This is a genomic window from Streptomyces sp. DSM 110735, assembly GCF_016482685.1.
Lineage (GTDB): Bacteria > Actinomycetota > Actinomycetes > Streptomycetales > Streptomycetaceae > Streptomyces.
Window position 1 is genome coordinate 327,626 of the sequence record NZ_JACYHF010000004.1, and the last position, 12,733, is coordinate 340,358.

The following is a 12,733-nucleotide window of genomic DNA, read 5'->3' on the forward strand; positions in this document are numbered from 1 at the left end:
CGCCGGTGGAGTGTCCGACGATAGGGCGAGGGGCAGACACGCCCGCCCCACCGCCGACTCCGAGAGACCAGCGTGCTCATACGACTTCTGCGGACCTATCTCAGGCCCTACAAGAAACCCATCGTCTTCCTGGTGGCGCTGCAGTTCCTGCAGACCTGCGCCACGCTCTACCTGCCCACTCTCAACGCGCACATCATCGACAACGGTGTCGTGAAGGGCGACACGGGCTACATCCTGTCCTTCGGCGCCCTGATGATCGGCATCTCGCTGGTCCAGGTCGTGTGCAACATCGGCGCCGTGTACTTCGGCGCCCGTACCGCCTCGGCGCTCGGCCGGGACGTGCGCGGCGCGGTCTTCGACCGGGTGCAGTCCTTCTCCTCGCGTGAGCTGGGTCACTTCGGGGCGCCCTCGCTCATCACCCGTACGACGAACGACGTGCAGCAGGTCCAGATGCTGGTCCTGATGACGTTCACCCTGATGGTCTCGGCGCCCATCATGTGCGTCGGCGGGATCGTCCTCGCGCTCGGCCTGGACGTGCCGTTGTCGGCGGTGCTCGTGGCCGTCGTCCCGGTGCTGGCCATCAGCGTGGCGCTGATCGTGCGGCGGCTGCGCCCGCTGTTCCGCTCGATGCAGACCCGTCTGGACACGGTGAACCGGGTGCTGCGCGAGCAGATCAGCGGCAACCGCGTGATCCGCGCCTTCGTCCGCGACGACTACGAGCGCGAGCGGTTCGGCAGGGCGAACTCCGAGCTGACCGAGATGCAGCTCGCCACCGGCCGGATGCTGGCGCTGATGTTCCCGATCGTGATGACGGTGGTGAACGTGTCGTCCATCGCGGTGGTCTGGTTCGGCGCCCACCGCATCGACAGCGGTGAGATGCAGATCGGCGATCTGACGGCGTTCCTCGCCTATCTGATGCAGATCGTCATGTCCGTGATGATGGCCACCTTCATGTTCATGATGGTGCCGCGCGCCGAGGTCTGCGCCGAGCGCATCGAGGAGGTGCTGGGCACCGAGTCCAGCGTCGTCCCGCCGCTCGCGCCGGTGACCGAGCTGCGCGGGCACGGGCATCTGGAGATCCGGGGCGCGGGCTTCCGCTACCCGGGTGCCGAGGAGCCGGTGCTGCGCTCCATCGACCTGGTGGCCCGCCCGGGCGAGACGACGGCCGTGATCGGCTCGACCGGCAGCGGCAAGTCCACCCTCCTCGGTCTGGTCCCGCGCCTTTTCGACGCCACCGAGGGCCAGGTGCTGGTGGACGGCGTGGACGTGCGCGAGGCGGAGCCCACGCTGCTCGCGCGCACGGTCGGTCTGGTGCCGCAGAAGCCGTACCTGTTCGCGGGCACGGTCGCCACCAACCTGCGCTACGGCAACCCGGACGCGACCGACGACGAGCTGTGGCACGCCCTTGAGGTGGCGCAGGCCAAGGACTTCGTCTCCAAGCTGGAGGGCGGGCTCAACGCCCCGATCGCGCAGGGCGGCACCAACGTCTCGGGCGGTCAGCGCCAGCGCCTGGCCATCGCGCGCACCCTGGTGCAGCGCCCGGAGATCTATCTCTTCGACGACTCCTTCTCCGCGCTCGACTACGCGACGGACGCGGCGCTGCGTGCCGCGCTCTCGGCGGAGACCTCGGAGGCGACCGTGGTGATCGTCGCCCAGCGCGTGGCGACCATCCGGGACGCGGACCGGATCATCGTCCTGGACGAGGGCCGGGTGGTCGGCTCGGGCCGCCACCACGAACTCATGGCGGGCAACGAGACCTACCGGGAGATCGTGCTCTCCCAGCTCACGGAAGCGGAGGCTGCCTGATGGCCGGGCCCATGGGACGCATGATGGCCGCGGGCGGCCCGGACCAGCGCTCGATGGACTTCAAGAACTCGGGCAAGCGGCTGCTGGCGCGGTTCCGCCCCGAGCGGGGCACCATCTACACCCTGCTGGCCTGCGTGGTCGGCAGCGTGGCGCTGAGCGTGGTCGGTCCGAAGATCCTCGGCAAGGCGACCGACCTGGTCTTCGCCGGGATCATCGGCCGGCAGATGCCGGCCGGAGCGACCAAGGACCAGGTGCTGAGCAACCTGCACGCGCACGGCAAGGGCGCCATCGCGGACATGCTGCGCAGCACCGACTTCACCCCGGGCAAGGGGATCGACTTCGGCGCGGTGGGCGACGTCCTGCTGCTCGCCCTGGTCACCTTCCTGGTCGCCGGTCTGCTGATGGCGGTGGCGACGCGGCTGGTCAACCGGACCGTGAACCGCACGATGCTGCGGATGCGCGCCGACGTGCAGGACAAGCTGTCGCGGCTGCCGCTGTCGTACTTCGACCAGCGCCAGCGCGGCGAGGTGCTCTCCCGCGCCACGAACGACATCGACAACATCGGGCAGACGCTCCAGCAGTCGCTGGGCCAGCTCATCAACGCGGTGCTGACCATCGTGGGCGTGCTCGCGATGATGTTCTACGTCTCCTGGATCCTGGCGCTCGTCGCCCTGGTCACCGTGCCGCTGTCCTTCGTGGTGGCCACCCGGGTCGGCAAGCGCTCGCAGCCGCACTTCGTGCAGCAGTGGCGCACCACCGGCGCGCTGAACGCGCACATCGAGGAGATGTACACCGGGCACACCCTGGTGAAGGTGTTCGGCCGTCAGGACGAGTCGGCGAAGCAGTTCGCCGAGCAGAACGAGCAGCTCTACGAGGCCGCGTTCAAGGCGCAGTTCAACAGCGGGGTCATGCAGCCGCTGATGATGTTCGTCTCGAACCTCAACTACGTCCTGGTGGCCGTGGTCGGCGGTCTGCGGGTCGCCTCGGGCTCGCTGTCCATCGGTGACGTGCAGGCGTTCATCCAGTACTCGCGGCAGTTCTCGATGCCGCTGACCCAGGTCGCGTCGATGGCGAACCTGGTGCAGTCCGGTGTCGCCTCCGCCGAGCGGGTCTTCGAGCTGCTGGACGCCGAGGAGCAGGGCGCCGACCCGAAGCCGGGCGTGCGCCCCGACGAGCTGCGCGGCCGGGTCCGCCTGGAGAACGTCTCCTTCCGCTACGACCCGGACAAGCCGCTGATCGAGGACCTCTCGCTCAAGGTGGAGCCCGGTCAGACGGTCGCCATCGTCGGCCCGACCGGCGCGGGCAAGACCACGCTGGTCAACCTGCTCATGCGGTTCTACGAGGTCTCCGGCGGGCGCATCACCCTCGACGGGGTCGACGTCCGCGACATGACCCGCGACGAGCTGCGCTCCAACATCGGCATGGTCCTCCAGGACACCTGGCTGTTCGGCGGCACGATCGCGGAGAACATCGCGTACGGGTCCTCTCGCGAGGTCACCCGGGGCGAGATCGAGGAGGCGGCGCGGGCTGCCCACGCGGACCGGTTCATCCGCACCCTCCCCGACGGCTACGACACCGTCATCGACGACGAGGGCACGGGCGTCAGCGCGGGCGAGAAGCAGCTCATCACCATCGCGCGGGCGTTCCTCTCCGAGCCGGTGATCCTTGTCCTCGACGAGGCGACCAGCTCGGTCGACACCCGCACCGAGGTGCTCATCCAGAAGGCGATGGCCAAACTCGCCGACGGCCGCACGTCGTTCGTCATCGCCCACCGTCTCTCCACGATCCGCGACGCGGACACGATCCTGGTGATGGAGAACGGTTCCATCGTCGAACAGGGCGCACACGCGGAGCTGTTGGCAGCGGACGGCGCGTACGCGCGTTTGTACAAGGCCCAGTTCGCGCAGGCGGTCGCCGAGGTGGACTGACCGTAGGGGCTGAGGTACGGGTGGGTGCACTTGCCCGCGTTGGCGGGGCGCCGCTGCGCCCACCCGTGCCGCCCCTAGCGGCACGACTGCCCGCAGCGGGGGGCGGGGGTCGTCTTTTGGCTTTTGTCTTTTAGGGGCGCGGGGAACTGCGCGACAAGCCACGACGGACCCGCACCCGGCATCAGTCCAGGTAACCCCGAAGCTGATCCGCATACGTGTGATCGCGGAGCTTACCGAGCGTCTTCGACTCGATCTGCCGAATCCGCTCACGAGTGACCCCGAACAACCGCCCGATCTCCTCCAACGTACGCGGACGCCCATCAGCCAACCCGTACCGAAGCTGAACCACCTTCCGCTCCCGCTCCCCAAGAGTGGAAAGCACCGCGTCCAAATGCTGCCGTAGAAGCAGAAACGCCGCCGACTCCACAGGACTCGCCGCGTCCCCGTCCTCGATGAGATCCCCGAGGGCGACCTCGTCCTCCTCGCCCACCGGCGCGTGCAAGGACACCGGCTCCTGGGCAAGCCGCAGCACCTCACGGACCCGCTCGGGCGGGAGTTCAAGATGCGCGCCGACTTCCTCGGGCGTCGGCTCGTACCCCCGCTCCTGCAGCATCCGCCGCTGCACCCGGACGACCCGGTTGATCAGCTCGACCACGTGTACAGGGACCCGGATCGTCCGCGCCTGATCGGCCAGCGCACGCGACATCGCCTGGCGGATCCACCACGTGGCGTACGTAGAGAACTTGTAGCCCCGCGCGTAGTCGAACTTCTCCACCGCGCGGATGAGCCCGAGGTTGCCCTCCTGGACGAGGTCCAGCATGGTCAGCCCGCGCCCGACGTACCGCTTGGCGACGGAGACGACGAGCCGCAGGTTGGCCTCGATGAGGCGGCGCTTGGCGATGCGGCCCATGACGACGAGCCGGTCGAGTTCGCTCGCGAGACGGCTGTCGAGGTCGGGCGTGCCGCTCAGTTTCTCCTCGGCGAAGAGCCCCGCCTCGACGCGGCGGGCGAGTTCGACCTCCTCGGCGGCGGTGAGCAGCGGGATGCGCCCGATCTCGCGGAGGTACTGGCGGAACAGGTCGGCGGAGGGCCCGCCGGTCTCGGTCCGGACGGCGGCGCGCGTCGCGGCGGGTTCGCGTTCGGGTTCGGGTTCGTCGCCGGTCAGGGCTTCCGCCGGGGGTTCGGCGGGCTCGTGGGTCTCCTCCGGGTCCGCGTCCCGGCCGGGGCCGCTCCGCGGGGGTACGGCCATGAGTACGTCCGTCTCCGCGTCGGGCTCGTCACCGGGGGGTGTGACGGCTCCTGCGGTCTTGGTGAGGGTGTGGGTCCGCACGGGGGCGACCTCCAGGATGAGTCGCGGCCTGCGCTCCGGGGGGCTGGGGCACCGCACCCAGTGTGGGGTACGACACATCCCCGCCACGAGGGGCGTGCGGTGACTTTTTGCGTCCGGTCCGTGACCGCGTGGTGATCCTGGGGCGCCGGGAGACTAGAGCGCGTCCGCTCCGTGAGCGCGCAATGCCTGGTCGTACTGCTGGAGGACCCACAATTCGTTCTGCACGGACGCCAGTTGGGCGGGGTCGCCACCCGTGGCGAGACGGGTCAACTGGGACTGGACGTCCTGGATGCGGCGTTCGACCGCGCGGCGGCGGATGACGACGAGCACGGTGCCCGCGTAGATCTCGTCCACGGTGCGGCGCAGGATCGGCTCGACCGCCAGCTCGGTGACCATGGCGCGCACGGTGTCGTCGGGCGCGGCTTCGCGGACCCGGACCAGGTACTCCTGCGGGTCGGGCACGCCGTACTCGGCGCCGCCCGCCTCCGCGATGGTCTGGCGTACGGCGGCGTACGGCGGGGCGGTGAACTCGTCGATGCCGTAGGCGTCGAAGGCAGGGGAGACCAACTCGGGTCGCTGGAGGGCGAGTTTGAGCAGTTCGCGTTCGGCGGCGAAGACCGGGTTGCGCAGGGTGAGCGCGGGTCCTGAGCTGACCGGGCGGGCGGTGGTCTCCCACTGCTGCTGCGCGGCGCGGCTGGTCTGCGGAGGGGCGCCCTTGCCGCCGCGTTCCCTTGCCCAGCGGGCGAGTTGGGCGACGCGCTTGACGACGAACTGGGTGTCGAGGATGCCGAGCATGCCCGCGAGGTCGACCGCGACCTCGTGCTGGGCGCCGCTGTTCTTGATGCGGGCGACGACCGGCGCTGCCTCGTCCAGCGCGGCGGCGCGCCCCGCCGGGGTGTCGAGGTCGTAGCGCGCGACGATCTGGCGGAGCGCGAACTCGAAGAGCGGGGTGCGGGGTTCGGTCAGGTCGGCGACCGCCTCGTCGCCCTTGGCGAGACGGAGTTCGCAGGGGTCCATGCCGTCGGGGGCGATGGCGATGTAGGTCTCGGCGGCGAACTTCTGGTCGTCCTCGAAGGCGCGCAGCGCGGCTTTCTGCCCGGCCGCGTCGCCGTCGAAGGTGAAGATCACGCGGGCTGAGCCGTTGTCCATGAGCAGGCGGCGCAGGATCTTGATGTGGTCGCTGCCGAAGGCGGTGCCGCAGGTCGCGATGGCGGTGGTGACCCCGGCGAGGTGGCAGGCCATGACGTCGGTGTAGCCCTCGACGACGACGGCGCGGCTGGACTTGGCGATCTGCTGCTTGGCCAGGTCGATGCCGTAGAGGACCTGGGACTTCTTGTAGATCGCGGTGTCGGGGGTGTTGAGGTACTTGGGTCCGTTGTCGGACTCGTAGAGCTTGCGGGCGCCGAAGCCGACGACCTCGCCGCCGATGTCCCGGATGGGCCACATCAGGCGCCCCCGGAAGCGGTCGATGGGACCGCGGCGGCCGTCCTGGGCGAGACCGGAGAGGATCAGTTCCTTGTCGCTGAAGCCCTTGCCGCGCAGATAGCGGGTGAGGTGGTCCCAGCCCTGGGGGCTGTAGCCGACGCCGAAGTGGACGGCGGCGGCCTGGTCGAAGCCGCGCTCGGCGAGGAAGATCCGGCCGGTGTCGGCCTCGGGGCTGGTGGCGAGCTGTTCCGCGTACCACTGGGCGGCGATCTTGTGCGCCTCGACCAGGCGGATGCGCTCGCCGCGCTGGTGGGCGGGGTTGTAGCCGCCCTCCTCGTAGCGCAGCGTGATGCCCGCCTGGCCCGCGAGGCGCTCGACCGCCTCGGAGAAGGAGAGGTGGTCCACCTTCATCACGAAGGTGATGGTGTCGCCGCCCTCCTGGCAGCCGAAGCAGTGGAAGAGCCCCTTGCTCGGGCTGACCTGGAAGGACGGCGACTTCTCGTCGTGGAAGGGGCAGAGACCCTTGAGGTTGCCGCCGCCCGCGTTGCGCAACTGGAGGTACTCGGAGACCACGGCGTCGATCGGGACCGCGTCCCGTACCGCCTTCACGTCCTCGTCGTTGATCCGTCCTGCCACGGATGAATTCTACGGGGGTCCGGCGGCACTCCCCGCTCGCGCGTGCCTCAGGGCACCAGCTCGGCGAGCGGGACGTGCGGGTCGGCGAGTGCCTCGGTGTCCACCACGGCCCGGGATCGCACCAGCCGCTGGATCGGCTCTGTGACGTCCCACACGTTCACGTTCATCCCCGCGAGGACGCGTCCCTCGCTCACCCAGAACGCGATGAACTCGCGCTTGCCCGCGTCGCCCCGGATCACCACCTGGTCGTAGGAGCCGGGGGGCGCCCAGCCGCTGTACTCCATGCCGAGGTCGTACTGGTCGGAGAAGAAGTACGGCAGCCGGTCGTAGACGGTGTCCCGGCCGAGCATGGCGCGGGCGGCGGCCGGACCGCCGTTCAGGGCGTTGGCCCAGTGCTCGACGCGCAGCCGGGTGCCGAAGAGCGGGAGCGGGAAGCTGGCCACGTCGCCCGCGGCGTAGATGTCGGGGTCGGAGGTGCGCAGGTGCTCGTCGACCGCGATGCCGCCGCCGAGGGAGCGGTCGGCGATCTCGAGCCCGGCGGCTTCGGCGAGTGCGGTGCGCGGGGCGGCGCCGATGGCGGCGAGCACGTCGTGGGCGGGGTGCTCCTCGCCGTCGTCGGTGCGGGCGGCGAGGACGACGCCGTCCTGGCCGACGATCTCGGTGAGGCGGACCCCGAAGTGGAAGCGGACGCCGTGCTCGCGGTGCAGTTCCTCGAAGAGGTTGCCCAGCTCGGGGCCGAGGACGCCGTGCAGCGGGGTCGGCTCGGGCTCGATCACGGTGACCTCGGCGCCGTACTCGCGGGCGGCAGCCGCGACCTCCAGACCGATCCAGCCCGCGCCCGCGATCACCAGGTGGCCGTTGTCCCGGCCGAGGGCGGCGAGGACGCCCTTGAGGCGCTCGGCGTGGGAGAGGCGGCGCAGATGGTGGACGCCCGCGAGCGAGGTGCCGGGGACCTCCAGACGGCGCGGTTCGGCACCGGTGACGAGCAGCAGCTTGTCGTAGCGGACGAGGGTGCCGTCGTCACCGAAGCGCACGGTCTTGGCGGCGCGGTCGACGGCGTCCACGGTCTGGCCGAGATGCAGCTCGATGTCGTGGCGCGCGTACCAGGCGGGCTCGTGCGCGAAGACGCTCTCGCGCTCCTCCTTGCCGAGCAGGTAGCCCTTGGACAGCGGGGGTCGCTCGTAGGGGTGGTCGCGTTCGTCGCAGATCAGTATCACCCGGCCGGTGAAGCCCTCCGTACGGAGCGTCTCGGCCGCCTTGGCCCCGGCGAGCCCGCCTCCGACGATGACGAACGTCTGATCCGCGTCGACCACTTGATGCCTCCTCGTAGGGTGCCGCCTGCCGCCACAGGGGAGCGTCCCGCACGTGGCGTGCCGCGGGAAGGGGGAGTGACCCGATCAGGCCACTCGCAGGCACGTTCCTTCTACATATGCCCGGCCGGGTGTCCGGTGTTCCCGCCCGGTCCGTCAGTCGTGTCCCGTCGGTCGTGTCTCGTCAGTCGTGTCCCGTCAGTCGCGCCCCAGGAGTCTCGCGTGCAGCGAGCGGGCCGAGGCGTCGGTCAGGGAGGCGATCTGGTCGACGATCACGCGCTTGCGCGCATGGTCGTCGGACGCCTCGTCGAACAGCGCCCGGAACTGCGGCTCCAGTCCGTCCGGGGCGCGCAGGGTCAGCGCCTCGGCCAGCTCCGCGACCACGATCCGCTGGTCGGCGCGGAGCAGCTCCTGCTCGGCGCGCTGCATGACGTACCGGTCGGCGACCGCCTTGAGCACCGCGCACTCCATGCGCGCCTCGAGGGGGACGACGAGTTCGGCGCCGTAGCGGGTCAGCCGCCCGGTGCCGTACGCCTCCCGGGTGCCTGCCTCCGCCGCGAGGCAGAAACGGCCGATGAGCTGGCTGGTGGCGTCCTTCAGCCGGGCCTGCGCGGCCGCCGTGCCGTCGTAGCCGTGCGGCCACCACTCCTGGTCCTGGAGGCGGTCGAGGGCGGCGGCGAGTTCGGCGGGGTCGGTGCCGGCGGGGACGTACCGTCCGACGGCGACCTCGAACACGGCGCGTCGCTCGGGCTCCGCCTGGAGGCAGTTGGGGTCGATGTGCCCGGCGTGCAGACCGTCCTCGATGTCGTGCACCGAGTACGCGACGTCGTCGGACCAGTCCATGACCTGCGCCTCGAAGCAGGTGCGGGTGCCGGGGGCGTCCTTGCGGACCCAGTCGAAGACGGGGCGGTCGTCGTCGTAGACGCCGAACTTGGGGGACGCGGGGTCGCCCGGGTTCGCGCCGCGCGGCCAGGGGTACTTCGTGGCGGCGTCGAGGGTGGCGCGGGTGAGGTTGAGCCCGACGGAGCCCTCGGGGGTGAAGCGCTTGGGCTCGATGCGGGTGAGGAGCCTCAGGGACTGGGCGTTGCCCTCGAAGCCGCCGATGTCGTCGGCGAACTCGTTCAGCGCCTGTTCGCCGTTGTGGCCGAAGGGGGGATGACCGAGGTCGTGCGCGAGGCAGGCGGCTTCGACGAGGTCGGGGTCGCAGCCGAGGGCCGCGCCCAGCTCGCGGCCGACCTGGGCGCACTCCAGGGAGTGGGTGAGCCGGGTACGGGGGCTGGCGTCCCAGGCGCGGCTGCGGGTGCCCGGGGTGACGACCTGGGTCTTGCCCGCGAGGCGGCGCAGCGCGGCGGAGTGCAGGATGCGGGCGCGGTCGCGCTGGAAGGCGGTGCGGCCGGGGCGCTTGTCGGGCTCGGGTGCCCAGCGTTCGGTGGACGCGGGGTCGTAGGTGTCGGCGGCGGCGTCGGCGTCGTCGGTCGAGAAGTGTGCGGTGCCTTCCATGCCTCGACAGTAAGCGGCGGCGGTGACGATCGGGGAAGGCGGTGCGGGCGGCTACCCGTTTGTGGCGCTTTTGCGGGGATTTCGCGCGGTGGGCGAGGTGTCGGGGCGGCGGCGGCCCTGCGGGGTGACGTCCCGCAACTGGCCGACGAGCCGGACTCCGATGCTGTTCATGAGGTGCGCCGTGCTGCCGAGGTCGGGGAGGAGGTCGTCGCTGAGCGAGTCCGGCGGTGTCATAAGGGGCATCCTGCCGCAGCGACGTTGCGCGTCCGTTGCCGTGTCGTCACGGACACGCGGCGTACAGGGAAAGTGGGGTGTGAACCGAGTCGACCAGCTCAGCCTCTGTGAACCGCTTTCCCTTCCCGCGCGTCTCCCTGGTCGGAACACGACCTCCGGGAGCCCGTATGAAGATCCGCCCGCCCCGCCTGCCGCGTCTTCCGCGCACCCGGCGCGGGCAACGACGCCTGCTCCAGGCGGTCATGGCCGGCTGCGTCCTCGCGCTGCTCCCCTCCGCCTGGCTGTACGTCTCGACGGCGGACCGCCTGCGGACGGTCGCGGACGTGCCGCGCGAGAAGGTCGCCATCGTGTTCGGCGCCGGACTCTGGGACGGCGAGCCCTCGCCGTACCTCGCACACCGCCTCGACGCGGCGGCGCGCCTTTACCGGGCGGGCCGGATCGAGGCCGTCCTCGTCACCGGCGACAACAGCCGGAAGGACTACGACGAACCCGACGCGATGCACGCCTATCTGACCCGCCACGGCGTGCCCGCCGCCCGCATCGTCGAGGACTACGCGGGCTTCGACACCTGGGACTCCTGTGTACGCGCCCGCAAGGTGTTCGGGGTGGACCGCGCGGTGCTGATCAGCCAGGGCTTCCACATCCGCCGCGCGGTCGCCCTCTGCGAGGCGGCGGGGGTGGACTCGTACGGCGTCGGGGTCTCCGACAAGCACGACGCGACCTGGTACTACGGCGGCACGCGCGAGGTGTTCGCGGCGGCCAAGGCGAGCCTGGACGTGGCGTTCCGGCCCGGTCCGCGGTTCCTGGGTCCGAGGGAGAACGGGGTGACGCGGGCGCTGGCGGCGTCGCAGGGGTGACGGGTCGGGGGTGACGTCGCGGAAGTGAGGGCCGGGGCTCGCAGCCGCAGGACTCGCCGCCACAGGACTCTCTGCCAACGGACTCACTGACGCCCCGTCGGCCCGGTCACCCGTTCATCGGTGCGCGGCGCTCCATTCGTGTGTTCTTCCCACCGCACCCCGTGCCCTCCCGCGCCCGCCCGTGACCTGCGCCGACGCACCGCCGCTAGCCCAAGTGGGGGTCTGCGGCAGCCACCCGTTCTCCGCAGTACGGGCCGGTTCCCGGGAGGCGGAGCGGGGGCTCTGGGCTTTACCTCGGTAGGGCAGGGGCGCTCGCCCCTGGACGAGTCGCCTCGGACAAGCCCTGGGGAGCACCATGCGTCGCACTGCCCGTCTGCTGACCTCTGCCGCGCTCGCCGCGGCTGCGGCGGGACTCGCCACCGCTCCGACGGCCCACGCGGACGCCGTTGACGCGGGCGCGCCCCCGCTGCGGCCGGCCGTGGTGGCCGTCGCGTCCGGGAGCCTCCAGGTGTACCCGTCCACGACCACGCCGGGCAGCCAGGTCACGGTGAACACGGCGGCGTGCGGCGATCGGGGCAGCGCCCTCGGCGACGCGGGCGCGGTGGGCGCCGGGACGTTCCCGCTGGCGCCGACCACGCACGAGGGCGAGGCGATCGGACAGTTCCGGGTGCCGGAGGGCGCGCAGCCGGGGACGTACGAGATCGTCGCGCGGTGTGCCGAGGGCGACCGGCAGGTGCGCGGCGACCTGATGGTGGCGCTGAGTGGCGCGGCGGGACCGCAGACGCAGCCGCGCGGCAGCCTGAAGACCGGGGTCGGCGGGGCACCAGCCCCTGGCCCCTCACAGACCGCGGCGGGCGTGGCGGCACTGGCCGTCGCCGCCGCGGGCGGTACCTGGCTCCTGCATCGCCGGGCGAGAGGCGACGGGATCTGACGGACACCCTCCGCTGTCCGTCGGTCGGTACCGCACGTCCCGCCCCCTCCGGGTCCGATGCCCCTCGCGGCCCGGAGGGGGACGGGGGTCCGCCTCGTGGGAGGCGTTGCCAGGGAAGGGGGTTTCGATGCGCAGAGCGGGTGACGCGGCGATAGCCGCCGTGACGGTGATGGCGCTGGTTTCCGGGGTCTGGCTGCTCGGCGGCGGCACCGGCGGCCACGCCCCGCCGCAGCCCTCCGCCGCCGAGGGGCGCCCCGAACCGGGCGCCGAACACCAGGTGGCGCCCGCCCTCGACCCGTCCCCGCCGACCCGCATCCGTATCCCGGCGATCCAGGTGAACGCCCCGCTGATGGGTCTCGCCCTGACCCCCTCGGGCAGCCTGGACGTCCCGCCCCCGGCGGAGAAGAACCTGGCGGGCTGGTACGAGGCGGGCACCGCCCCCGGTTCCACCGGCACCGCCGTCGTCGCGGGCCATGTCGACAACACCGAGGGTCCCGCCGTCTTCTACGACCTCGGCGCCCTCAAACGCGGCGCCACGATCGAGGTCGACCGCGAGGACGCCACGATCGCGGTCTTCGCGGTGGACGCCGTCGAGGTCTACTCCGCGAAGAACTTCCCCGACGAGAAGGTGTACGGCGCGTCCACGCGACCGGAGTTGCGGGTCATCACGTGCGGTGGGGGGTACTCCAAGTCGACCGGTTATCAGGGGAACGTGGTGGTGTTCGCGCACCTGACGGGCAGCCGGAAGGCGTGAGTCCGGGACCGGCTCACCGGGA

Annotated in this window: 10 protein-coding genes; 5 read left to right on the forward strand and 5 right to left on the reverse strand. The window is 71.3% G+C overall.

Annotation, left to right across the window (positions count from 1 at the left end):
- Positions 1-72 precede the first annotated feature (72 nt).
- Entirely contained in the window at positions 73-1,806 is a 1,734-nt protein-coding gene (locus tag IF655_RS09650) for an ABC transporter ATP-binding protein (protein WP_199583690.1), read from the forward strand.
- Positions 1,806-3,734, forward strand: coding sequence for an ABC transporter ATP-binding protein (locus tag IF655_RS09655; protein WP_199583691.1), 1,929 nt, complete (start codon positions 1,806-1,808; stop codon positions 3,732-3,734). The genes IF655_RS09650 and IF655_RS09655 overlap by 1 nt, the downstream gene beginning before the upstream one ends.
- A 181-nt stretch (positions 3,735-3,915) precedes the next feature.
- On the opposite strand, the gene IF655_RS09660 is transcribed toward IF655_RS09655, so the two are convergent.
- From IF655_RS09660 to IF655_RS09680, 5 genes are all read right to left on the reverse strand, one after another.
- The gene (locus tag IF655_RS09660; protein ID WP_242488632.1) at positions 3,916-5,142 is read right to left on the reverse strand and encodes an RNA polymerase sigma factor; all 1,227 of its coding nucleotides are present in this window, start codon (positions 5,140-5,142) and stop codon (positions 3,916-3,918) included.
- A gap of 75 nt (positions 5,143-5,217) precedes the next feature.
- Positions 5,218-7,125, reverse strand: coding sequence for a DNA primase (gene dnaG / locus IF655_RS09665; RefSeq protein ID WP_199583693.1), 1,908 nt, complete (start codon positions 7,123-7,125; stop codon positions 5,218-5,220).
- A 47-nt stretch (positions 7,126-7,172) separates the two neighbouring features.
- Positions 7,173-8,438: an NAD(P)/FAD-dependent oxidoreductase gene (locus IF655_RS09670; RefSeq protein ID WP_199583694.1), complete on the reverse strand. Its 1,266-nt coding sequence runs from the start codon at positions 8,436-8,438 to the stop codon at positions 7,173-7,175.
- 195 nt (positions 8,439-8,633) lie between these two features.
- Positions 8,634-9,935 (reverse strand): deoxyguanosinetriphosphate triphosphohydrolase, encoded by a 1,302-nt coding sequence (locus IF655_RS09675; RefSeq protein WP_199583695.1) that lies wholly within the window; start codon positions 9,933-9,935, stop codon positions 8,634-8,636.
- A 51-nt stretch (positions 9,936-9,986) separates the two neighbouring features.
- Positions 9,987-10,169: a hypothetical protein gene (locus tag IF655_RS09680; protein ID WP_199583696.1), complete on the reverse strand. Its 183-nt coding sequence runs from the start codon at positions 10,167-10,169 to the stop codon at positions 9,987-9,989.
- Positions 10,170-10,336: 167 nt separating this feature from the next.
- On the opposite strand from IF655_RS09680, the gene IF655_RS09685 reads away from it, so the two are divergent.
- From IF655_RS09685 to IF655_RS09695, 3 genes are all read left to right on the forward strand, one after another.
- Positions 10,337-11,026 (forward strand): vancomycin high temperature exclusion protein, encoded by a 690-nt coding sequence (locus IF655_RS09685; RefSeq protein ID WP_199583697.1) that lies wholly within the window; start codon positions 10,337-10,339, stop codon positions 11,024-11,026.
- A 355-nt stretch (positions 11,027-11,381) separates the two neighbouring features.
- Positions 11,382-11,957 (forward strand): hypothetical protein, encoded by a 576-nt coding sequence (locus IF655_RS09690; RefSeq protein WP_199583698.1) that lies wholly within the window; start codon positions 11,382-11,384, stop codon positions 11,955-11,957.
- A 127-nt stretch (positions 11,958-12,084) separates the two neighbouring features.
- The gene (locus IF655_RS09695; protein WP_199583699.1) at positions 12,085-12,711 is read left to right on the forward strand and encodes a class F sortase; all 627 of its coding nucleotides are present in this window, start codon (positions 12,085-12,087) and stop codon (positions 12,709-12,711) included.
- The last annotated feature ends 22 nt before the right edge of the window (positions 12,712-12,733 follow it).